Source organism: Aphanothece stagnina RSMan2012, from assembly GCF_046764815.1.
GTDB lineage: Bacteria > Cyanobacteriota > Cyanobacteriia > PCC-6307 > Cyanobiaceae > NIES-981.
In genome coordinates this window covers 1-20,490 of record NZ_JBKOUC010000028.1, presented here as the reverse complement: position 1 = coordinate 20,490, position 20,490 = coordinate 1, and the positions used below count along the sequence as shown (strand labels likewise).

Annotated in this window: 27 protein-coding genes, 2 tRNA genes and 1 pseudogene; 20 read left to right on the top strand and 10 right to left on the bottom strand. The window is 68.3% G+C overall.

The window, feature by feature from the left end; translation table 11 throughout:
• Positions 1-51: 51 nt before the first annotated feature.
• The 4 genes from minD to ACLNEE_RS14870 all read left to right on the top strand — a co-directional run bounded on the left by minD (position 52) and on the right by ACLNEE_RS14870 (position 1,583).
• Positions 52-870: a septum site-determining protein MinD gene (gene minD, locus ACLNEE_RS14885; protein WP_411423702.1), complete on the top strand. Its 819-nt coding sequence runs from the start codon at positions 52-54 to the stop codon at positions 868-870.
• A gap of 10 nt (positions 871-880) precedes the next feature.
• A complete protein-coding gene (gene minE, locus ACLNEE_RS14880; RefSeq protein WP_411423710.1) occupies positions 881-1,198 on the top strand; it encodes a cell division topological specificity factor MinE in 318 nt (105 codons plus the stop codon).
• A 60-nt stretch (positions 1,199-1,258) separates the two neighbouring features.
• Positions 1,259-1,486 (top strand): response regulator transcription factor, encoded by a 228-nt coding sequence (locus ACLNEE_RS14875; protein WP_411423701.1) that lies wholly within the window; start codon positions 1,259-1,261, stop codon positions 1,484-1,486.
• 25 nt (positions 1,487-1,511) lie between these two features.
• Positions 1,512-1,583: transfer RNA gene (locus ACLNEE_RS14870), tRNA-Thr, on the top strand.
• Between the two features lie 89 nt (positions 1,584-1,672).
• Here ACLNEE_RS14870 and ACLNEE_RS14865 read toward each other — a convergent pair.
• The 7 genes from ACLNEE_RS14865 to ACLNEE_RS14835 form a co-directional block, all read right to left on the bottom strand.
• Positions 1,673-2,224: a hypothetical protein gene (locus ACLNEE_RS14865; protein ID WP_411423700.1), complete on the bottom strand. Its 552-nt coding sequence runs from the start codon at positions 2,222-2,224 to the stop codon at positions 1,673-1,675.
• 153 nt (positions 2,225-2,377) lie between these two features.
• Positions 2,378-3,655, bottom strand: coding sequence for a glycoside hydrolase family 10 protein (locus tag ACLNEE_RS14860; RefSeq protein WP_411423699.1), 1,278 nt, complete (start codon positions 3,653-3,655; stop codon positions 2,378-2,380).
• A gap of 36 nt (positions 3,656-3,691) precedes the next feature.
• Positions 3,692-3,847 carry a hypothetical protein gene (locus tag ACLNEE_RS14855; protein WP_411423698.1) on the bottom strand — a complete coding sequence of 52 codons (156 nt, stop codon included), beginning with the start codon at positions 3,845-3,847 and terminating at the stop codon, positions 3,692-3,694.
• A gap of 9 nt (positions 3,848-3,856) precedes the next feature.
• Positions 3,857-4,450 carry an L-threonylcarbamoyladenylate synthase gene (locus ACLNEE_RS14850; RefSeq protein ID WP_412007279.1) on the bottom strand — a complete coding sequence of 198 codons (594 nt, stop codon included), beginning with the start codon at positions 4,448-4,450 and terminating at the stop codon, positions 3,857-3,859.
• A 17-nt stretch (positions 4,451-4,467) separates the two neighbouring features.
• On the bottom strand, positions 4,468-5,415 hold the full coding sequence (gene prmC, locus ACLNEE_RS14845; RefSeq protein WP_411423697.1) for a peptide chain release factor N(5)-glutamine methyltransferase: 948 nt from the start codon (positions 5,413-5,415) through the stop codon (positions 4,468-4,470).
• A 9-nt stretch (positions 5,416-5,424) separates the two neighbouring features.
• On the bottom strand, positions 5,425-6,480 hold the full coding sequence (locus tag ACLNEE_RS14840; RefSeq protein WP_412007278.1) for a DNA-processing protein DprA: 1,056 nt from the start codon (positions 6,478-6,480) through the stop codon (positions 5,425-5,427).
• 181 nt (positions 6,481-6,661) lie between these two features.
• Entirely contained in the window at positions 6,662-7,132 is a 471-nt protein-coding gene (locus ACLNEE_RS14835) for an acyl-CoA thioesterase (protein ID WP_411423695.1), read from the bottom strand.
• A 43-nt stretch (positions 7,133-7,175) separates the two neighbouring features.
• Between ACLNEE_RS14835 and ACLNEE_RS14830 the strand changes: the two genes are divergently transcribed.
• On the top strand, positions 7,176-8,024 hold the full coding sequence (locus ACLNEE_RS14830; RefSeq protein ID WP_411423694.1) for a universal stress protein: 849 nt from the start codon (positions 7,176-7,178) through the stop codon (positions 8,022-8,024).
• Positions 8,025-8,136: 112 nt separating this feature from the next.
• Here ACLNEE_RS14830 and psbM read toward each other — a convergent pair whose 3' ends face one another.
• Together psbM and ACLNEE_RS14820 are read right to left on the bottom strand one after the other, a co-directional pair.
• Entirely contained in the window at positions 8,137-8,244 is a 108-nt protein-coding gene (gene psbM, locus ACLNEE_RS14825) for a photosystem II reaction center protein PsbM (RefSeq protein WP_087068001.1), read from the bottom strand.
• 122 nt (positions 8,245-8,366) lie between these two features.
• Positions 8,367-8,831 (bottom strand): 2Fe-2S iron-sulfur cluster-binding protein, encoded by a 465-nt coding sequence (locus ACLNEE_RS14820; RefSeq protein WP_411423693.1) that lies wholly within the window; start codon positions 8,829-8,831, stop codon positions 8,367-8,369.
• 174 nt (positions 8,832-9,005) lie between these two features.
• On the opposite strand from ACLNEE_RS14820, the gene psbB reads away from it, so the two are divergent.
• The 12 genes from psbB (at position 9,006) to ACLNEE_RS14760 (ending at position 18,259) form a co-directional block, all read left to right on the top strand.
• Positions 9,006-10,565, top strand: a complete 1,560-nt coding sequence (gene psbB / locus ACLNEE_RS14815; protein ID WP_411423692.1) for a photosystem II chlorophyll-binding protein CP47 — start codon at positions 9,006-9,008, stop codon at positions 10,563-10,565.
• Between the two features lie 15 nt (positions 10,566-10,580).
• Positions 10,581-10,676: a photosystem II reaction center protein T gene (locus ACLNEE_RS14810; RefSeq protein ID WP_006042122.1), complete on the top strand. Its 96-nt coding sequence runs from the start codon at positions 10,581-10,583 to the stop codon at positions 10,674-10,676.
• A gap of 225 nt (positions 10,677-10,901) precedes the next feature.
• Positions 10,902-11,384 carry a transcriptional regulator NrdR gene (gene nrdR / locus ACLNEE_RS14805; protein ID WP_411423691.1) on the top strand — a complete coding sequence of 161 codons (483 nt, stop codon included), beginning with the start codon at positions 10,902-10,904 and terminating at the stop codon, positions 11,382-11,384.
• 147 nt (positions 11,385-11,531) lie between these two features.
• Positions 11,532-12,587: a 30S ribosomal protein S1 gene (locus tag ACLNEE_RS14800; protein ID WP_411423690.1), complete on the top strand. Its 1,056-nt coding sequence runs from the start codon at positions 11,532-11,534 to the stop codon at positions 12,585-12,587.
• Between the two features lie 5 nt (positions 12,588-12,592).
• Positions 12,593-13,375, top strand: a complete 783-nt coding sequence (locus ACLNEE_RS14795; protein WP_411423689.1) for an HAD family hydrolase — start codon at positions 12,593-12,595, stop codon at positions 13,373-13,375.
• A 70-nt stretch (positions 13,376-13,445) separates the two neighbouring features.
• The gene (gene metK, locus ACLNEE_RS14790; RefSeq protein ID WP_411423688.1) at positions 13,446-14,693 is read left to right on the top strand and encodes a methionine adenosyltransferase; all 1,248 of its coding nucleotides are present in this window, start codon (positions 13,446-13,448) and stop codon (positions 14,691-14,693) included.
• Positions 14,671-15,963, top strand: coding sequence for an FGGY-family carbohydrate kinase (locus ACLNEE_RS14785; protein ID WP_411423687.1), 1,293 nt, complete (start codon positions 14,671-14,673; stop codon positions 15,961-15,963). Before metK ends, ACLNEE_RS14785 begins: the two co-directional genes overlap by 23 nt.
• Before the next feature lie 170 nt (positions 15,964-16,133).
• Complete coding sequence (locus tag ACLNEE_RS14780) at positions 16,134-16,409, top strand: DUF2470 domain-containing protein (protein WP_411423686.1); 276 nt, start codon at positions 16,134-16,136, stop codon at positions 16,407-16,409.
• Between the two features lie 64 nt (positions 16,410-16,473).
• The gene (locus ACLNEE_RS14775; RefSeq protein WP_411423685.1) at positions 16,474-17,118 is read left to right on the top strand and encodes a ComF family protein; all 645 of its coding nucleotides are present in this window, start codon (positions 16,474-16,476) and stop codon (positions 17,116-17,118) included.
• A 25-nt stretch (positions 17,119-17,143) separates the two neighbouring features.
• Positions 17,144-17,216, top strand: a tRNA-Phe gene (locus tag ACLNEE_RS14770).
• 153 nt (positions 17,217-17,369) lie between these two features.
• A complete protein-coding gene (locus ACLNEE_RS14765) occupies positions 17,370-17,633 on the top strand; it encodes a hypothetical protein (RefSeq protein WP_411423684.1) in 264 nt (87 codons plus the stop codon).
• A 23-nt stretch (positions 17,634-17,656) separates the two neighbouring features.
• On the top strand, positions 17,657-18,259 hold the full coding sequence (locus ACLNEE_RS14760) for a chromophore lyase CpcT/CpeT (RefSeq protein WP_411423683.1): 603 nt from the start codon (positions 17,657-17,659) through the stop codon (positions 18,257-18,259).
• On the opposite strand, the gene ACLNEE_RS14755 is transcribed toward ACLNEE_RS14760, so the two are convergent.
• The gene (locus ACLNEE_RS14755; protein WP_412007277.1) at positions 18,249-18,629 is read right to left on the bottom strand and encodes a hypothetical protein; all 381 of its coding nucleotides are present in this window, start codon (positions 18,627-18,629) and stop codon (positions 18,249-18,251) included. The genes ACLNEE_RS14760 and ACLNEE_RS14755 overlap by 11 nt on opposite strands.
• Positions 18,630-18,891: 262 nt before the next feature.
• Here ACLNEE_RS14755 and ACLNEE_RS14750 point away from each other — a divergent pair, with 262 nt between their 5' ends.
• The 3 genes and pseudogenes from ACLNEE_RS14750 to ACLNEE_RS14740 all read left to right on the top strand — a co-directional run.
• Entirely contained in the window at positions 18,892-19,737 is an 846-nt protein-coding gene (locus ACLNEE_RS14750) for a phycobilisome rod-core linker polypeptide (protein ID WP_411423681.1), read from the top strand.
• Between the two features lie 51 nt (positions 19,738-19,788).
• Complete coding sequence (locus ACLNEE_RS14745) at positions 19,789-20,058, top strand: phycobilisome linker polypeptide (RefSeq protein WP_411423680.1); 270 nt, start codon at positions 19,789-19,791, stop codon at positions 20,056-20,058.
• Positions 20,059-20,392: 334 nt separating this feature from the next.
• Positions 20,393-20,490, top strand: a pseudogene (locus ACLNEE_RS14740) (phycocyanin subunit beta); the annotation flags it as partial.

Below are 20,490 nucleotides of genomic sequence, written 5' to 3'. Positions count from 1 at the left end.
TGCCTCCGGCCGAGCATTTGGCCTTAACCTGCCCCGACCTCAGCCAGTGCCGTGGTAGCCGCGTCCACCCGCTACATCCTGATCTGCTCCGGCAAGGGAGGCGTGGGCAAGACCACCCTCACGGCCAACCTGGGCATCGCCCTGGCCAAGCAGGGCGCCCGCACCGCGGTGCTGGATGCCGACTTCGGCCTGCGCAACCTGGATCTTCTGCTGGGCCTCGAGAACCGGATCGTCTACACGGCCCAGGACGTGCTGGCGGACAACTGCCGGCTGGAACAGGCGCTGGTGAAGCACAAGCAGGAACCGAACCTCGCCCTGCTCCCCGCCGGCAACCCACGCATGCTCGAGTGGCTCAAGCCGGAGGACATGCAGAAGATCGCCGCGATGGTGGGCGAAAGCTTCGACTACGTGCTGATCGATGCGCCCGCCGGCATCGAGGGAGGATTCCGCAATGCCATGGCGGCGGCCCGCGAGGCGATCGTGATCACCACGCCCGAGGTGTCCGCCGTGCGTGACGCCGACCGGGTGATCGGCCTCCTCAACACCGAGGGGGTCAAGCCCATCCAACTGGTGCTCAACCGGGTACGGCCCCGGATGATGGCCAACCAGGAGATGCTGGCCGTGGACGATGTCACCGACATCCTGGCCCTGCCTCTGCTCGGTCTGGTGCTGGAGGACGAGCAGGTGATCGTCTCCACGAACCGGGGGGAACCGCTGACGCTCACCGGGACCCAGTCCCCGGCGGCCCGGGCCTACAGCAACGTGGCGCGCCGCCTCTGTGGCGAGGACGTGCCCCTGATCGACCCAGGCAAGGAGCGCCAGGGCCTGCGGGCCAAGATCGGCCGCCTGATGCAAACCAAGATCTTCTGAGCCGATGACCTTGCGCGACCTGATCAACAAGTTGCTCGGCCGGGAACAGGCCAGCGCCACCACCGCCAAGGAACGCCTCCAGCTCGTGCTGGCCCACGACCGCAGCGACCTCAATCCGGAGCTGCTCCAGCAGATGCGCCGCGAAATTCTCGAGGTGGTGAGCCGCTACGTTGAGATCGATGTGGAGGGAGGGGACGTGAGTCTGGAAACGGAAGACAGGGTCACCGCCCTGGTGGCCAACCTGCCGATCAAGCGGGCCCGTCGTCTCCCCGATGAGATGACAGCGGCGGCGGGTGAGTCATCCAGTCCGACACCGAGCAGCCCCTGAAGGCCACCTCCATCCTGTGGGAAGGCTGGAATCAGTTCCCTCTCCCGTTCCGGAGGCCTGATGCACCCTTCTGAGAGCCATGCGGTGGACACCGCCGAACCGCCCAGCCCCACGGCGGCCGAGGGACGCGTGCTCAGCCTGGTCTGCCGCGGCCAGACCAACCGTGAGATCGCGGCTGCCCTGGTGCTGAGCGTGCGCACCGTGGAGAGCCACATCGCCAGCCTCCTGGCCAAGACCGGTTGCCGCAACCGCACCCAGCTGCTGATCTGGACGCTGACGGCCCGGTAATCTGGAACCTGGAGATGGATCTCCGGCCGGCTTAGCTCAGCGGTAGAGCAGCGCTTTTGTAAAGCGAAGGCCATCGGTTCAAATCCGTTAGCCGGCTTTCAACCCGCCATTGCAGCACCGGCCGGAGCGAACCCGGCGGGGAGGGAGCGAAAACAGGGAGCGGAAACGCTGAGCTGGGAGGGACCGCTAGAAAATTCCCATCAAGCCACGGTCAAACTCGATCTTGAAGGGTTTGTCGTCAGTGTCCACTTTCACCGCGCCGTCCACATTGATCGCTCCGTTCACGGTGACCGGTTTGTCGTGCTTCACATTCACATCACCCTGCACGGGCAGGGCCTGCTGGGCCGTGACCTCGGCGGTGGCCTTGACCGGCAGGGGAGCAGACGCCCTGACGTCCACCGGACTCGTGATCACCACCTTCGGCTGACCGGAGATCGGGATGGCGGCTTTGGACGCGATGTCCACCACACCGCGGACCGTGACAACCTCCTGGGTCTTGATGTTCAGCTGGTCACTCAGCTGCTTCACCTGCAGAGGCTGGTCGAGCTGATCGACTGCCACATCGGCCCTGACAGGAAGCGACTGGCCCGGTGCCAGGGCGATCCGAATCGGAATCGGGCGGCTCAACACCTGCAGCAGCACCCCCCCGAGAATCGCTGCCGAGGCCACCAGGGCCAGCGGCCAGCGCAGGGCCAGCAGCACCCGAAACCAGAGGGTGTCTTCAGGGGCGCTGGTCATGGGCCGGGGGCAGGATGGGGAACGGCGATGGTGGGGCCTGTGCCCCGCTGCATTCAAGAGGAGGTCTCCGCCTTTCCCGAGCGAATGCGGGCAACTGCAAACACCCTGCAAGCCCAGGGAGCAGGGCCCTCGCGCCCGAGGACGGCCAGGAACTCAACCGCTGGCGTCGGCCGCCGGGACGCGCAGGGGCGGGGGCGGCGGGGGCGGGGGCGGCGGCTGGGGCATGGGAGGCAGCTCTGGTGGTGAGGCCGGATTCACCGCTGCCGCAGGCTGGCGCCGCGGGGCGGGGGTGGCAAACCAGCGCCCGATCATCGCCTGCCGATCGGCCATGGGCTCGGGGCCAAGATCCCAGAGGCTTTCGAAATAGAAGAACGCCACACCGAGCCCCTGGGCCCGGTTGGCCAACACCTTCTGGCCCAGCAGGTCCAGCGGCGCTGGGCGGTTGCGCTGGCCACTCATGATCGCAATGGCCGTCGGGATCTTCTGCCTGGCTTCCTGCACTTCAGGCCGCAGCAGATGGGGCAGGTAGCTGGGCAGATCCGGGCGGTAGATCTGCACCAGCAGCTCATCGGCGATGCCACGCCGTACCCAGGCCCGCCAATCCTGCAGCTGGAGCTTGTAGGCAAAGTCGTAGTAGTTCGGCGAGATGGAGATCAGGGCGCCGGGCCTGAGGGCGCGCACCTGTTGGCTCAGACGCTCCATGAACGCCGTGATCTTGTCCGCCCGCCACTTCACCCAGGCAGCATCGGCAGGATTGGCCGGCGGTGGCTTGCCGGTCTCCTTGCGGTAAAGCGCCATGGTGAAGGGGTCGTAGCCGAAGTCCTTCGGCAGGCTCATGTGGTCGTCGAACTGGATCCCATCGGCGCCGTACTGGCCCACCACCTCCAGCACCAGGTCGGTGATCAGCTGCTGCACCTCCGGCCGGAACGGGTTGAGCCAGGCCACTTCCCCGGCCGCGCTGATCGAGGTCAACCCACCGTCCTGCTTGCGGGTCAGCCAGTCGGGATGGCGGCGGGCCAGGGCGGAGTCCTTGGGGGCCATGAAGCCGAATTCAAACCAGGGGATCACGAGCAATCCCTGGCGACGCCCCTCGGCGATCAGCTCACCGAGCACATCCTGTCCCTGGAGACCGCGGTAGGTGAAGCTCTGGATCTGGCGCTCCTCCACCACCCGACTGGGGTAGTAGGCCAGGCCTCCGTTCCAGACCACCGGGTACAGGGTGTTGAACCGCAGGGCGGCAAGCTGGGCGACCGCCTGGCCCATGCGGGCCCTGTCCCGCAGGACGGGCATGTCGTTGGCGGTCAGCCAGACCCCGCGCAGTTCGGCCCGCGGCTGCTGGGCCGCGACAGGGAAGGCCCCATGACCCAGGAGGGTGAGCCCCCAGGCCAGCAGGGCCAGCACAGCTGTAACCAGGTGAACACGACGCCGCAACCAGCCCGTTGCCAAGGGCGCGAACCCTAAGCCCCGTCAGCGGCGACCTGCCAGCAGCCAGACCCCCAGCAGCAGGGCCACGCCGGGGAGCCAGCTGCCCTGCAGCAGCCAGGTGCCGCTGGCCAGGAGGGGGCTGGTCACCCAGTGATGGAGGCCCATCGTGACCAACAGCAGCAGAATCAGGGCCGCCATGGAACGGCGTCAGGGGGTGAGACCTGGCGGCAGGTAAGCACCGGCCCGCAGAACCTGCCACGCGCCCGAATCACTCCAGGCGAGCACGGTGCTGGCCAGGCCGCCGGCTTCCGGCCAGGGCAGGGGGCCCAGGAGGGGCACACCGGGGAAGCAGGCGGCAGCTGCCGCCGCGGTGGTGGCCGCAGGGCTGCCGGAGACATTGGCACTGGTGGTCGCCAACGGTCCGCTCAACCTCAGGAGCTCCCGGGTGACCGCACAGGCCGGGATGCGGAGTCCGAGGCTGGTGGCACCAGGGTTCAGACTCTCCACCGCCGGCCCGCGAGCCGGCAGCACCAGGGTGAGCGCCCCGGGCCAGGCAACGCTGGCCATCGCGAGCCACTCCTGCCGCCAGGCCAGGCCAAGGGCCTCCTGCAGAGGCTCCAGATCGGCCCCCATCAGAATCAGCGGCTTGTCCGCCGGCCGCCGCTTCAGGGCCCAGAGCTGCTGGGCGTGCTCCGGCGTGGCCGCCAGGGCAGGCAGGGTATCGGTGGGGATCAGGGCAGGCTCCCCTCCTCTCAGCCGTGCCGCCAGCAGGGGGGCGGAGGTGACGCTGTCCTGGGCCATCCGTTCACGCATGCGGGTCACTCACGCCGGCCCCGCCGGGCGGAGGCGAACCGCCATGTTCCCTCCAGATCCCGGTGGGCCGAGGTCTCAACGAGACCGGCCAGGGTCAGCAGCTCCTGCACGGCCGGGCTCTGATCGTGATGGTGCTCCAGCAGAAGCCAGCCCCCCGGGGCCAGCCCCTGGGCCGCACCGGCGACGACCTGCCGGATCGCCTCCAGCCCGTCAGCTCCACCATCGAGCGCCAGCACAGGCTCATGCTCCCGGACGCCGGACTCCAGGCCGGCCCAGACGGCGGTGGGGATGTAGGGAGGATTGGCCACCACCAGCTCCAGCCGGCCCCAGCTCGAGCGCAGGGGCTGCCACCAGCTCCCCTGGATCAGCTGGACCTGCTCGCCGACCCCGGCGGCCTGAAGGTTCCGCTCGGCCTGGGCCAGGGCGAGCGGGCTGAGGTCCACCGCCAGGCCCTGCACGCCTGGCCAGAGGCGCGCCAGGGCGATCGCCAGACAGCCGGAACCCGTTCCCAGATCGGCCCACCGTGCCGGGGGACAGGCCAAGCGATCCCGGGCAAGCTCCACCAGCAGCTCCGTTTCCTGGCGCGGGATCAGCACGCCCGGCGCCACCTGCAGCTCCAGGTCCCGCCAGGGGCAGCGGCCCACCAGGTACTGCAGCGGCTTGCTCGTTTCCAGATGACACCGCCACAACGCCTCCAGCGCGGATCGCTGTCGCGTGAGCTGCACCTGCTTGGTCGGATCCAGATGGACCCGCTGGAGTGTGGGCCAGGGCAATCCCCCCGCGAGATCCAGCAGCCAGTCCAGATCAGCCGCACGACCGCCCGAGGCCAGACAGCGACGGCGCCAGGCCAGCAGCTCGCGGCCCGCGAGCAGCTCCCCCGGCACGCCATCGGACGGTGGAGGCCCCTGGGGCCCACCGTCGGCATCGGCAGCGGTGGGGAGCGTCTTCCGCATGGGACGAGGCTAGAGCCGACGCCAGCGCAGGCCCGGCTCGGCCCGCACCAGGCCCGCCAGTTCCAGGGCGAGCAGACGGGCGGCGATCTGGGGTGCGGACTCCTGGGTGAGCTGGCACAACTGCTCGAGGGAAGCCCCCTCGGCCAGAGCCGCCAGGAGAGCTCCTTCCACCCCGGCGAGCGGCGCTGCCGCCGAACCGCAGGGCAGGCTCCCGGCCCGAGGAGCCAGCGGAGCAGCACCGAGCTGACGGATCAAATCCGCGGGCTCGAGCAGGGGGGTCGCCCCCTGGCTGAGCAGCCGATTGCTGCCGCGCGCCGAGAGGCGGGCCGCATCAGCGGGTACCACCCAGAGCGGCAACTGCTGCTGCCAGGCCAGGCCGGCCGACTGGAGGGCCCCGCTCTGCTCCGGGCACTCGACCACCACGACGGCCCTCACCAGGGCCACCTGCAGGCGGTTGCGGGCGGCGAAGTGACCGGGACGCACCGAGGCCCCCGGGGGGTGCTCGCTGACCAGCAGCCCCCGTTCGCCCACCTGGCGTTGAAGCTGCGTGTGATGCCGTGGATAAACGCGCTCCAGCGGGGTGCCGAGCACCGCCACCGGCCGCCCCCGCTCGGCCAGACAGCCCCGATGGGCGGCGGCATCGATGCCCTCGGCCAGGCCGCTCACCACGGGCCAACCGGCCGTGGCGAGGGCGGCCCCCAGGGCTTCCGCCATCGCCAGGCCATGGCGGGAGGGCCTGCGGGTACCCACCACCGCCACGGCCGCCCGCCTGGCGAGCAGGGGCCACAGCGAACCCTGCCCCCGCCAGCGCAGGGCCAGCGCGGGGCGCTCCAGGGAGGCCACCGCTGCCGGGTAGGTCGGATCACCGGGCAGCAGCGCCCGGCGGCCGCCCGCCACAGCGGCTGAGAAAGCCGCCAGGGGCTCCGCACCCCAGTGCGCCCGGAACCGCTGCAGCTGCCGCAGCCACGCCGGCCCCAGACCCGGGAGGGAGAGAAAGGCTTCCGGCGGCGCCTGCCAGGCCTGGAGCAGGGAGCCGAAGTGGTCCTCGATGGCCCGCAACCGCATCCAGCCGACACCAGGGCACGAGGCCCAGAGCAGCCACGCCAGCCGCCGTTCCTGCTCCCACGGGAGCCTCGCACCATCCGCCCCCCGCCTGGCGCCGGGCCAGCCGCACGAGCCGGGACCCCCGCCTACCCGAGGAAGCCGCAGCACAGACCCCATGGAAATCAGTACATGTGTACTGATCCTAATCCTGGCCCTGCTCCAGGCGGGCCAGGGCCGCCGCCAGGTCGCCGGGGAACTGCCGCAGCACCCGGCGCCGATCCGCTCCGCCCGAACGATCCACCAGCACCAGGGTGACGTGGGCCTCGGCAGCCACCTCGTCCCCATCCCCGCGCAGGAAGACGGTCCTCCAGGGCAGTCGCACGCCCTGACGGGGCAACACTTCGCTCCTGAGCCGCACCATCTCACCGTGGAGAAGCGCCTGGCGGTAATCGATGCGCAGGCTCACCACCGGCATCTCCAGGCCACGCGCCGACAGGGTGCTGTAGGGCAGCCCGGCAGCCGCGAGGGCCTCGACCCTCGCTTCCTCCAGCCAGGCGACGTAGGCCCCATGCCAGACCACCCCGGCATGGTCGGTGTGCTGGGGAAGCACGCGGCGCTCCAGGAGCCAGCCCCTGGGCTGCATCACGGTCTGCATGGCTGGGACCTGGGACACGGAAAACCGCCATAGGCTGCCGGACAGCCCGGTGCCCAAGTCCGTGTTCCGCAACGTTCTGATCGCCGATTCCGGCAAAGGCCACGTCGAAGAGATGGTGCGCATGCTGCGCGACATCCCCGTGGTGCGTCAGGCCCGCCTCAATCTGCTGCACGTCGTGCCGGAGCAGGCCGGCGAGGACTTCCAGCAGCACTGGCAGCAGGCGGCGGGGATCGTGGCCGCCGCCGTGGCCCGGCTGGGGCTGGACCCGGCCGAGATCAACACGATCATCCGCCAGGGGGATGCCAAGCAGACGGTGCTGCGGGTCGCCGAGGAACTCGGCGCCGATCTCATCGTGATGGGATCGCGGGGGCTCAGCCGGCTCCAGTCGATCCTCAGCAACAGCGCCAGCCAGTACGTCTTCCAGCTCTCGACCCGGCCGATGCTCCTGGTCCGGGATGACCTCTACGTCCGCCACGTCAACCGCGTGATGGTGGCCATCGACGGCACCGGGGTCGGCGATGACGCCCTGAAACTGGCCTGCGAACTGGTCAGGGAGGTTCCGGGCGGGAGCCTGACCGGGGTGCACGTGAGCCGCCAGGACCTCGCCCCCACGCGCGGCGGCCACTCCCCGGCCGATGCGGTGCTCGAGAAGGCCGTGCAGCGGGCCCGCTCCCTGGGTGTGGCGATGGAACCCCTCCACCGCACCGGCGATGTGGCCCGAACCCTCTGTACAGCGGCCGAAGAATGCCGGGCCGACCTGCTGGTCATCGCCTCGCAGGATCGGCGACCGGTCGTCGCCAAGGCCCTGGTCGATCTCGACCGACTCCTGGGCAGCTCGGTGAGCGATTACATCCGGGTGCATGCCCCGGCACCGGTGCTGCTGGTGCGCGAGCCCGAAGGGCGGCGCTGAAGCCGGCTGCGCCGCCAGGCCTGGCGGGTGCTCCCCCTGGCGGCCCTCTGACTGCGCCCCTGAGCTGAGCCTCTGATGGCGGGGCGCTTGGGGGGCGCTAATTGGGAGGCGCTCAGCCGCCCTGGCGGCTGCTCGTCTGGATGTAGAGCACCAGCAGGAACACCGTCGGAACCAGGACGAACATCAGGCTGGCGACGAAGCCGAGATCGTTGGTTTCCATAGGGGGATTGAGGGTGCTGGGAGGGTATCACCGCCAACAGGGTGACCTTCCCGGGGCTTCACCGCTCGTTGCGCTCGCTCCAGTGCGCGGGGAGCGGGGAGCGGGGAGCGGGCCCGATGGGTTCAGAGCCGGCCCTCCTCCGCTGCCGAGGACGCTTCCTCCCCGCCAGCCTCCTGCTCAACCTCGGCTTCAGTTTCTGGGGGCGCTGGCCAGCTGGTGGGTCCAGCCGGCAGGGGCGAGGCGAGGGCCGCGGCGAGCCGGGCCTCCTTGTCGGGGAGCCCGACCTGGGGACGGGTCAGCACCACCACGGAGTGCTGCACCAGGGCCTGGCAGGCCAGACGCCAGCCCTGGGGGCGACGACGGAGTTTCTGATCCTCCACCGCCGTTCGCGGGCTCAGCGCGGACGCCGTGGCGCCATCGGCCACCTCCACGAAACAGGTGATGCACTGGCCACAGCCGCCGCAGTTACCCAGGGTCCCCTTGAGTCCGTAGAGCTGGATCCCCTCGCGCAGGGCCACCTCGCGCAGGTTCTCGCCCGGATAGCACTCCACATCGCACCCCTCCCGCAGGAAACGGATCACCGGCATGGTTCAGGGCAGGCAGCGGCGTTCATTGTGCGACGCCCAGCCGGCGAGACGGCGCTGGGCCGGAGGTGAGACGGCAGCGAGACGGAGGCGAGACGCCGTTGCGGTCCGTAACCAGCGCCTCCGCAGGAACCGTCACGCCCTTACGATCGCCCAACCCACCCAGAACTACCCCCCATGGGATTGCCCTGGTATCGGGTGCACACGGTCGTCATCAACGACCCGGGCCGATTGCTCGCCGTGCACCTCATGCACACTGCGCTGGTGGCCGGCTGGGCCGGCTCCATGGCGCTCTACGAGCTCGCCATCTTCGACCCATCCGACCCGGTGCTCAACCCGATGTGGCGCCAGGGCATGTTCGTGATGCCCTTCATGGCCCGCCTGGGCGTGACCGGCAGCTGGGGCGGCTGGAGCATCACCGGTGAAACCGGTGTCGACCCTGGCTTCTGGAGCTTCGAGGGCGTGGCGGCGGCCCACATCATCTTCAGCGGCCTCCTGTTCCTCGCCGCCATCTGGCACTGGACCTACTGGGACCTGGAGATCTGGCAGGACCCGCGCACCGGTGAGCCCGCCCTCGACCTTCCCAAGATCTTCGGGATCCACCTGCTGCTTGCAGGCCTCGGCTGCTTCGGTTTCGGCGCCTTCCACCTCACCGGTGTCTTCGGCCCGGGGATGTGGGTGAGTGATGCCTATGGGCTCACCGGACATCTCGAACCGGTTCAGCCATCCTGGGGCCCCGAAGGCTTCAACCCCTTCAACCCGGGGGGCATCGTCGCCCACCACATCGCCGCCGGCATCGTCGGCATCATCGCCGGCATCTTCCACATCACCACCCGGCCCCCCGAGCGCCTCTACAAGGCTCTGCGGATGGGCAACATCGAAACGGTGCTGGCCTCCGCCATTGCGGCCGTCTTCTTCGCCGCCTTCGTCGTCGCGGGCACCATGTGGTACGGCGCAGCAGCCACCCCCGTCGAGCTCTTCGGCCCCACCCGCTTCCAGTGGGACCAGAGTTACTTCAAGGCTGAGATCAGCCGTCGGGTTCAAACGGCTCTCGACAATGGCGCCACCAAGGAACAGGCCTACGCCTCGATTCCCGAGAAGCTCGCCTTCTACGACTATGTGGGCAACAGCCCCGCCAAGGGAGGCCTCTTCCGGGTGGGTCCCATGGTCAACGGGGACGGCCTCCCCACCGGCTGGCTGGGTCACATCGCCTTCACCGACAAGGACGGACGCGATCTCGAGGTGCGCCGCCTGCCCAACTTCTTCGAGAACTTCCCTGTCGTTCTGCAGGACCAGGACGGCATCGTGCGCGCCGACATCCCCTTCCGGCGTGCCGAGGCGAAGTACTCCTTCGAGCAGACCGGTGTGACCGCAACCGTCTATGGCGGTGCGCTCAACGGCCAGACCTTCACCGATCCTGCTGACGTCAAGCGTCTGGCCCGCAAGGCTCAGCTCGGCGAAGCGTTCGACTTCGACCGCGAGACTTACCACTCCGACGGCACCTTCCGCAGCTCACCGCGCGGCTGGTTTACCTTCGGCCATGCCACCTTCGCCCTTCTCTTCTTCTTCGGCCACATCTGGCACGGTGCCCGCACCCTCTACCGCGATGTGTTCGCCGGGATCGATCCTGACCTGGGCGAACAGGTTGAGTTCGGCCTCTTCCAGAAGCTCGGCGACAAATCCACCCGTCGTCTGCCGGAGGGCTTTGTGCCACCGGCCGGCACACCCCTCAGCTGACCCCGGGAGCACCCCATGGAGAGCTTTGCTTACATCCTGATCCTGACCCTGGCCATCGCGACCCTCTTCTTCGCGATCGCCTTCCGCGATCCTCCGAAGATCGGGAAGTAACGATCCCATCACCGCCTCGAATCCTGCCCCTGGCACTCGTGCCGGGGGCTTTTTCATGGTTGGGCAGCATCTGAGCACCTCCCTGGCGCGGGACCGCCAGGGACCCCAAGCCCGAAGCGCGGGCGGCCCACCAGGCCTCAACCGCCGTGTCGGCGCGTTCCGTTGCCCTTCTCAAAGGCAGAAGTGCTGCTTAAACTTCAATAACGACAGCCCGGACCCTCGGGGATGCAATGCCCCTCCTGCCAACACACCGACAGTCGGGTGCTCGAATCGCGGGCAGCTGACAGCGGGCGGAGCGTGCGGCGGCGGCGGGAGTGCCTCAACTGTGAATTCAGGTTCACCACCTACGAACGGGTGGAGACGGTGCCGATCACGGTGGTGAAACGCAGCGGCAGTCGGGAAACCTTCAACCGGGCCAAGCTTCTGCACGGCCTGCTGCGAGCCTGCGAGAAGACCGGCCTGGATCCAGCCAGGCTGGAGCTGGTGGTCGACGAGATCGAGCTGCAGCTCCAGCAACGCCCCGGCCGGGAGGTGAGCAGTGCGGAGATCGGGGAACTGGTGCTGCATCAGCTCTCCGAGATGAGCGAGGTGGCCTACGTGCGCTTCGCCTCGGTCTACCGGCAGTTCCAGGGCATCAGTGATTTCGTGGCGACCCTGGAAGGCCTGCGGAGAGCCACCAAGCCCAAGGCGCTGGCGACCATCGGCTGAACGCCCGCCGTACGCGCTCATCCGAGTGGGTACGGGCGCATTGATCCAGGGTGCGGACGCATTGATACAGTGACCCATTGCGATGGCCCTGCTGGCGGGCGGGTCCATCCAACCCTTCACACTGCCTCCGGCAGGCCGCCGATCCCCATGACCGTGACCCCTTCCGATCTCAGCACCATCGAGGCCGATCAGGACCTGGCCGCTGAAGCGGCTGCCGATCTCGACCTCGCCATTCCGGAGGAGGTGCCCACGGCGGATGACCCGAGCAGCCGCGCCGCCTCACGCGACCTCGACGGCGTGGGCTTCACGCTGGACGAGTTCGCCTCGCTGCTCAGCAAGTACGACTACAACTTCAAGCCTGGTGACGTCGTCAACGGCACCGTCTTCGCCCTGGAATCCAAGGGCGCGATGATCGACATCGGCGCCAAGACCGCCGCCTTCATGCCCCTGCAGGAGGTTTCGATCAACCGGGTCGAGGGGCTCAGCGACGTGCTCGAGCCCGGCGAGATCCGGGAATTCTTCATCCTCAGCGAAGAGAACGAGGATGGACAGCTCACCCTCTCGATCCGCCGCATCGAGTATCAGCGGGCCTGGGAGCGGGTGCGCCAGCTGCAGAAGGAAGACGCCACCATCTACTCCGAGGTGTTCGCCACCAACCGCGGTGGTGCCCTGGTACGGGTCGAAGGGCTGCGTGGCTTCATCCCCGGAAGTCACATCAGCACCCGCAAGGCCAAGGAAGAGCTGGTGGCCGACTTCCTCCCCTTGAAGTTCCTGGAGGTGGACGAGGAGCGCAACCGCCTCGTGCTGAGCCATCGCCGGGCGCTGGTGGAGCGCAAGATGAACCGCCTCGAGGTGGGCGAAGTGGTGCTCGGCACGGTGCGAGGCATCAAGCCCTACGGCGCCTTCATCGACATCGGTGGGGTGAGCGGCCTGCTGCACATCTCCGAGATCAGCCACGAGCACATCGAGACGCCCCACACGGTGCTCAACGTCAACGACCAGATGAAGGTGATGATCATCGACCTCGACGCCGAACGCGGTCGCATCTCCCTCTCCACCAAGGCGCTCGAGCCCGAACCCGGCGACATGCTCACCGACCCCCAGAAGGTGTTCGACAAGGCCGAGGAGATGGCAGCCCGCTACAAGCAGATGCTGCTGGAGCAGGCCGAGGACAACGAGCCCATGGGTGTCACCCTCGACTGATCCCCGTGGCCCTGCTGCTGCTCTCGGGCCAGCCGATCGGAGAGGTGGAAGCCGTTCTGTTCGACAAGGACGGCACCCTCTCCATCAGCGAACCCATGCTCCATGCCCTGGCCAAGGCCAGGGTTTTTCATTGCGGCCAGTTGCTGGCCGAACACCATCCCTGGGTCGGCTCCGCCGGACACCACGAGCTCAAGGATCTGCTCGAGCGTGCCTACGGGCTCGACGGTGAAGCGATCAACCCGGCGGGCACCACGGCGGTGGCCAGCCGGGAGCACAACCTGATCTCCACGGCAACCGCCCTGAGCCAGGTGGGTCTGGGCTGGCCCGAGGCCCTCGAGCTCAGCCAGAGGGTGTTCAGCGCCACCGACAGCCTGCATGGCCAGGGCAGCCTGCACAGGCCCCTGGCCACCGAAGGGCTCCACGACCTGGTCGACCAGCTGGCCAGGGCATCGGTGCGCTGTGCCGTGATCAGCAACGACGAGGTGCGGGGCATCGAGGCCTTTCTGGACAGCCAGGCCATCCGTCAGCATTTCCAAGCCCTCTGGAGTGCCGAGCACACCCCCCGCAAACCCGATCCCGCCGCCGTCCATGCCCTCTGCGACGAACTGGGTGTGGCGCCGGCCCGCTGCGCCCTGATCGGTGACGCCAACAGCGATCTGCTGATGGCCCGGCAGGCCGGGGTCGGCGTGGTGCTCGGCTATGTGGCCGGCTGGCGCAGCCCTCCACCCCTCGACCCGAGCTTTCCCCAGCTGCGGCAGTGGGCCGATCTCCAGGCCCGCTGCCGCTGACGCGCCCGATCGCACCCGTGGGATCGGGCGACTCACCACATATCCTGTGGGGTCATTTGGCAGGGGCACCATGAGCCGGTACGTGTTCACCTCCGAGTCGGTGACAGAAGGCCATCCCGACAAGATCTGCGACCAGGTGAGCGATGCGGTTCTCGATGCCCTGCTGGCCCAGGATCCAGCCTCCCGGGTCGCCTGCGAGACCGTGGTCAACACCGGGCTGTGCCTGATCACCGGAGAGGTCACCACCACCGCCCGGGTCGACTTCAACACCCTGGTGCGTGGGGTGATCAACCAGATCGGCTACACGGGGGCCCGCGCCGGCGGCTTCGATGCGAACAGCTGCGCCGTCCTGGTGGCCCTGGATCAGCAGTCGCCGGACATCGCCCAGGGGGTCAATGAGGCCGACGACCACGCGGGCGATCCCCTGGACCTGGTGGGGGCAGGGGATCAGGGGATCATGTTCGGCTACGCCTGCAACGAGACGCCTGAGCTGATGCCCCTGCCGATCAGCCTGGCCCACCGCCTCGCCCGGCGGCTGTCCGCCGTGCGCCACGACGGCACCCTCGGTTACCTGCTGCCCGACGGCAAGACCCAGGTGAGCGTGGTCTACGAGGACGACCAGCCCGTGGCCATCGACACGATCCTGATCTCCACCCAGCACACCGCCGAGATCGACGGAGTGAGTGAGGAGAGGGCCCTGCGTGAGCGCATCGCCGCCGATCTCTGGACCCACGTGGTCGAGCCCGCCACCGACGATCTGGACCTGAAGCCCTCGAAAGCCGAGACCCGCTTCCTGGTCAATCCCACCGGCAAGTTCGTGGTGGGTGGCCCCCAGGGTGACGCCGGGCTCACCGGTCGCAAGATCATCGTCGACACCTACGGCGGCTATGCCCGCCATGGGGGCGGCGCCTTTTCGGGCAAGGATCCCACCAAGGTGGACCGCTCGGCGGCCTACGCCGCCCGCTACGTGGCGAAGGCCCTGGTGGCCGCCGGCCTGGCCAGCAAGGCCGAGGTGCAGCTCAGCTACGCCATCGGTGTGGCCAGACCCGTGAGCATCCTGGTGGAGAGCTTCGGCACGGGCAGCCTGAGCAACGCAGATCTCACCGCCCTGGTGCAGGAGCACTTCGACCTGCGGCCTGGCGCGATCATCGAGACCTTCGCTCTGCGCGACCTGCCCCAGCAGCGCGGTGGCCGCTTCTACCAGGACGTGGCGGCCTATGGCCACTTCGGCCGCAGCGACCTCCAGCTTCCCTGGGAGGATGTCAGCACGGTGGCCGAGATCCTCCGCCAGGCCAGTGCACTGCGCACAGCCGCCTGACCAGCCCCTGGCCCTCGGCATCGATCTGGGCTCCAGCGGCCTTCGGCTGGTGGTGATCGAGCCGGGAGGCCAGATCCTCGCCGAGGAAGCCGCCACCTACCCCGCTCCCTTCACCGACCCGGAGGGCTGGCGCCTGGGACTGGTGAGGATCTGCGCCCGGCTGCCCGATGCGTTGCGCAGCGCCATCGGCGCCCTCGCCGTGGATGGCACCTCCGGCACCCTGCTGCTCTGCCGCTCCGACGGCAGCCTGCTGCCGGACCGCCTCGGCCACGCCCTTCCTTATCACCTGGCCTGCCCGCAGCAGGCTGAAGCCGCACGCCAGCTGGCTGGGGCCGGGGCGGATGCCAGTCCAGCGGCAGGCGCCAGCGGCAGCCTGGCACGGGCCCTGCAACTTCTCGCCGAGCTGCCGGGATCCGACCCGGATGGACTGCTGCTCCGCCATCAGGCCGACTGGCTGATGGGCTGGCTGCTGGGCGACTGGCGTTGGGGCGAAGAGGGCAACAACCTGCGGCTGGGCTGGGATCTGGAGCGCCGGAACTGGAGCGGCAGCCTCGCGGCGCAGTCCTGGAGTCACGCCCTGCCCCAGATCCGTCCCAGCGGTGCCGACCTCGGCCACCTCGCCCCATCCGCGGCCAGGACCCTGGGACTCCCGCGCGCCTGCCGGGTGGTGGCCGGCAGCACCGATGCCAATGCCGGGGTCCTGGCGGCCGACCCGGCTCCCGGCGACGGCATCACCGTGCTGGGCACCACGCTGGTGCTCAAGCAGTTCACGCCGGAACCGATCAGGGGCCCCGGCATCAGCTGCCACAGGGTCGCCGGCCGCTGGCTGGTGGGTGGCGCCTCCAATGCCGGCGGCGGGGTGCTGCGCCGGTTCTTCACGGATCAACAGATCAGGGAACTCAGCCGGCAGATCGATCCATCACGCCCCAGTGGCCTGAACCTGCGGCCACTGCCGCGGCGGGGCGAGCGCTTCCCGGAGGATGATCCCGATCTCGAACCGAGGCTCGAGCCGCGTCCTGTCAGCGATGCCCTCTACCTGCAGGCCCTGCTGGAGGGACTGGCGGTGCTGGAGCAGCGCGGCTGGCAGCGGCTGGCGGAGCTGGGAGCCCCGAAGGTCCACCGTGTGATCAGCCTCGGCGGCGGCGCCCGCAACCCCCAGTGGCGACGGATCCGCCAGCAGCGGCTGGGGGTGCCGGTGCTGAACCGGCCGAGGCTCTCGGCCGCCCTGGGGATGGCCAGACTGGCGGCAACTGCCCTTCCCGCCCCATGAACGAACGTCTCCGCACCTGGATCTCCATGGGACTGTTCGTGGTGCTGGCGGGCTATGTGGGCTTCAGCGCCCTCCGGCTTGCCCTGCTGCTCTGGCAGCGGTTTGCCGGCGCCTGAAGCCCTCCGGGCCTCAGGCGATCCAGAATCCCCCCAATCCCAGCCCCCTTCACGATGGCCGCCGACCCCCTCACCCCCGCCGTGAGCGATCGGATCTGCAAGCACATGAATGCCGATCACAGCGAAGCGGTGCTGAACTACGCCCGCCACTACGGGGGTGTCACCAACCCGGGAACCGCCCGCATGGTGGCGATCGAACCGGAGGCCATGGCGCTGGAGGTCGATGGGACCCTCATCTCCGTGGCGTTCGACCACACCCTCAGCGACAGCGAGGATGCCCACCGCACCCTGGTGGCGATGCTCCGCGCCATGCCCCAGCCGCAGGACTGAGCGCCCCAAACGCTCCGGGAGTCTGTGGCAACGCTGGGGAGACAGACCCCAACCCGCCTCCGCCTTGGCCCTCCCTCCCTGGCCGACCCTGGCCGGGCTGCTCCCCCTGGAGTGGCTGATCCTCCCCGCAGCTGTCGAGGCCACGGCTGCCCCGGCCGCCATCAGCGGGCTGATTCCCATGCCCTGGTGGGCGGCTGGCCGCTATGAGGGAGCCCTGCGCGCTCGGCTGCTGGGCCTGCGGCGTGAACTGCGGCCTCAGAGACTGGAGCCGCTCGTGGCGGTGATCGCCACGGTTCTGCGTGAACTGGCGGCGGACAGGCCCGCCGCGGCCCGTCCCCTGCTGGTGCCGATTCCCAGCTGGAAACGCCGCGCCAACCCCCTTCCCCCCCTGGTGGCCCAGCTGCTGGCCCGGGAGCTCGACTGGCCCCGCGGCCAGATCCTGGAACGCAGCCATCCGGTGCTGGGTCAGCACCGGCTCAACCGCGAGCTGCGTTGGGCCAACCAGCAGGACGCCTTCCGCAGCCTGATGCAGGCCCACCAAGATCGCCGGGGCCGCCGCCCCGTGCTGTTGGTCGACGACATCCTCACCACCGGGGCCACGGCCTGCAGCGCGGCGATGGCGCTCAGGCAGGCGGGCTGGCGGCCCCTGGGCCTTGCCTGCCTGGCCCGCACCCCCTCGCCCCCACCCCAGAAGAAGGCCGTGATCTAAGATCCCCTCGTCGCTGCGGCGACGGGCCGGGATAGCTCAGTTGGTAGAGCAGGCGACTGAAAATCGCCGTGTCCCCAGTTCAAATCTGGGTCCTGGCATGCCTTCCGCACAGAGTGTCCCCTCGGTGCCCCGATGACCGCTCGGTGCCCCGATGACCGGGCGTGGTGCCTACGGGGGCACGAACCTGGCGCTGTGCTGCAGCCACGACCAGGGTGCCAGGGTTAGCGGCAGTGTTAGAAACGCCAGCCGCGATGAGCCCCACTGCGGGAGCCACCCAACCCATGCGCGATCCGACCGGCACCAGTCCCCAGATCTTCAACAACGCCGACAGCTTTGCCCAGGCCTTCGATGCGGCCTGGCGGCAGCACGATCTCCACAATCCCGACCACGGGCTTGACCGGGACACCAAACTCGCCCGGGTGCTCGAGCAGGTCGCCGACCACCCCTTCCGCATCGCCAGCCCGGAACTGGCGGAGGATGTGGCCCGTTTCCGGCTGCGACTGCTGGGCTTCTGACGCCAGGCCCTAACTTGAGCGACATGGACAACGCCCTGAGTCGGCTGGTGCGGCTGCTGAGCGCCGGTTTCAGCAATCAGCAGCAGGCCTTTGACAACCCGCCCCTGTACGCCCACATCCTGGTGAAGCTCCGCCCGCTGCCCCAGCTGGCGCCGGGGTCCCTGCTGCTGGAGCAGAGCTACGCCATCAACCCCGCAGCCCCCTACCGGATCCGGGTGCTGCGGGCCGACCGCCAGGAGAACGGCCTGATCATCCACAACCAGGCGATCCAGGAGGACGAGCGCTTCTGGGGTGCCGTCGAGAATGACGCGCTTCGCAGCCGCATCTCCGCTGCGGATCTGCGGCCCCTCGAAGGCTGTGCCTACCGGGTGCGGGAGGAAGGCGGAGGCTTTGTGGGAGAAGTGGAACCGGGCTGTCGCTGCCTTGTCGAGCGCAAAGGGACCACCACCTACCTGGTGAGCCGGCTGGAACTGGATGCCGAGGGGATGCGCACGATCGACACGGGCCATGACCCCCAGACCCACGAACAGGTGTGGGGATCCCTGGCCGGTCCGTTCAACTTCAGCCGCACCCACGACTTCAGCAGCGAAATCCCGCCGGACTGGGAGACGGCCTTCAGGCCGTGAGCTCATCCATGAACGGCTGTTCGCCCTCGTCAGGGAAAGGGTTGTCCAGGGGTTGAAGATGCCGGGCAGCGCCGCCAGCTTCAAGGCCGTTGAGCACGGACTCAAGACGCCTGAGGCGATCCTCCGTGTCCTCCAGTCGCAATTCCGTCTCCTCGTGGAACGGATCCGCCGAGGCCTGCCCTGACTCCAGCAGGGGCTGGAGGCGGAGGTCCTGGGCGGCCATGCGTTCCTCGAGCTCGAGCAGGCGGAACGTGAGCGTCTCCACCACCTCCGTGAGGGTGTTGAGCTGGAAGGCCAGCCGCTCGGCGGGATCGCTGCCGAACGGAGCCGGGCGAGCATCCCTGCTCCCAAGGTCCATTGCGTCCCCCATGGCCAGTCGCTCCGGGATGCCCCTCAGGCGGAGCTGTTTCGGGCGATCGTATCGGCCCTGGGCGGCCACGCCAGGGCCCGGTTTGTAACGATTGTGAAAGGCTTGTCGCTCCCCGTAGCACGGCCCATAGGATCCTGGACGCAGCTATCGGTGGAGCATCTCCCTGCTGCACCGAACTCTTGGCGTCCCTCGGCCCTGGTCTTCTGGTCTTCCGCCGCAGGCCGTCAGGCACCTCGCATTTCCTCCCCCCGGCCCCAAGCCCATGACTCTCGCCAACGCTGCCTATCTGGGCATCGAGCGCTTCGCCAACGACCGCACCAAGGAGAACTGGATCAACGGTACCGCCAACGACAAGGCGGCCCTGATCCGTGCTGTCTACAAGCAGGTCCTGGGCAACCAGTACATCATGAACAGCGAGCGCCTTGAAGGCCCCGAGTCGCTGTTCAAGCGTGGCTACCTGAGCGTGCGGGAGTTTGTACGGCAGGTCGCCAAGAGCGGTCTCTACAAGCAGAAGTTCTTCGAGAACTGCAACCCCTACCGCTTCATCGAGCTCAACTTCAAGCATCTGCTCGGCCGGGCTCCTCAGAACAAGGCCGAGATGCTCCATCACTTCACCATCCTTCAGGAGCAGGGTTACGACGCCGAAATCGATTCCTACATCGACAGTGCCGAGTACCAGGAACGCTTCGGCGAGGAGATGGTGCCCTTCCTGCACGGTTTCAACTACAACTCCGGCCAGCAGGGACTCCAGTTTTCCTACATGCTGCAGCTCACCCGAGGCGTCGGTGCCTCCGTCCGGGGTGATCTTCTCAAGACCCAGTCACGCCTGAATCCTGCGGTCCACGCAGAACAGCCCCTTCCGGTGGTCAGCCCCAACGCCAAGGGTGCCGTCTTCCGCAAAGTCCCCAGTGATGGCGTGACCCGGCAGGGCGTGGGAGCTGGCGAGGAAGGTCGCACCTTCCGCGTGGAAATCACCGGCTTCAGCAACTACCGCCTCCATAAGCGGAGCAACCGTGTCCGCTTCATCCCCTTCAACAAACTGCTCCAGTACCAACAGCAGATTCACCGTGAGGGCGGCCGCATCGCCAGCATCACCCCTGTGAACTGAGTCCAGCGAAAACTCAGTCACCTCTCCAACCCACCCCATCCGCAACCAGCCATGAAGGTCTCTGCAGGCACCCGCGGCACCAGCTTTGTCAACAGCCGCCAGGTCACATTCACCGTGACCGGTCTTGCCAACAATGATTATTCCCGCACCGCGGACATGATCATGAATGTTCCCTACACCCGCATGAATGAGACGATGCGCCTCGTTCAACGGATGGGAGGCAAGATCACCGGCGTTACCGTGAATGGCGGCGATCTCGCCGGTGCAGCGGCCAAAGTCGCTCCCACCCGCAAGAAGTCCGAATCCAAGCCGGACAGCTGAGCCCAGTTGCGCTGAGTCCGCCAACCTTCCCGGCGGAGCGCACGGGCCCCGACCACGCCCGTGCAGGCAGATTTCCTCAGGCCCCCGCAGTCGCGGGGGCTTTTTGCTGGCCGCCGTCCCAGGCCAGCCTGAAGCAGGTCATTCGCTTCGGGACGGCGTGGGCGAACGGACCCTGCCGGAAGCAGTGACCATTTGTAAATTGCCGTCCGATCCTGCCGGTGCAGGAGCCAACATGGCTCAGTCAAGTTGACAGGTACCTGGCTTAGCCGGGTGACAGCCAACCTGGCACACCCTTCACCCTCCCCGACTCTTCGTCGAGAACAGGAGCTCTTCAATGTTCGACGCCTTCACCAAGGTTGTAGCCCAGGCTGATGCCCGCGGCGAATTCATCAACGCTGGTCAGATCGACGCCCTCTCGGCGATGGTCGGAGA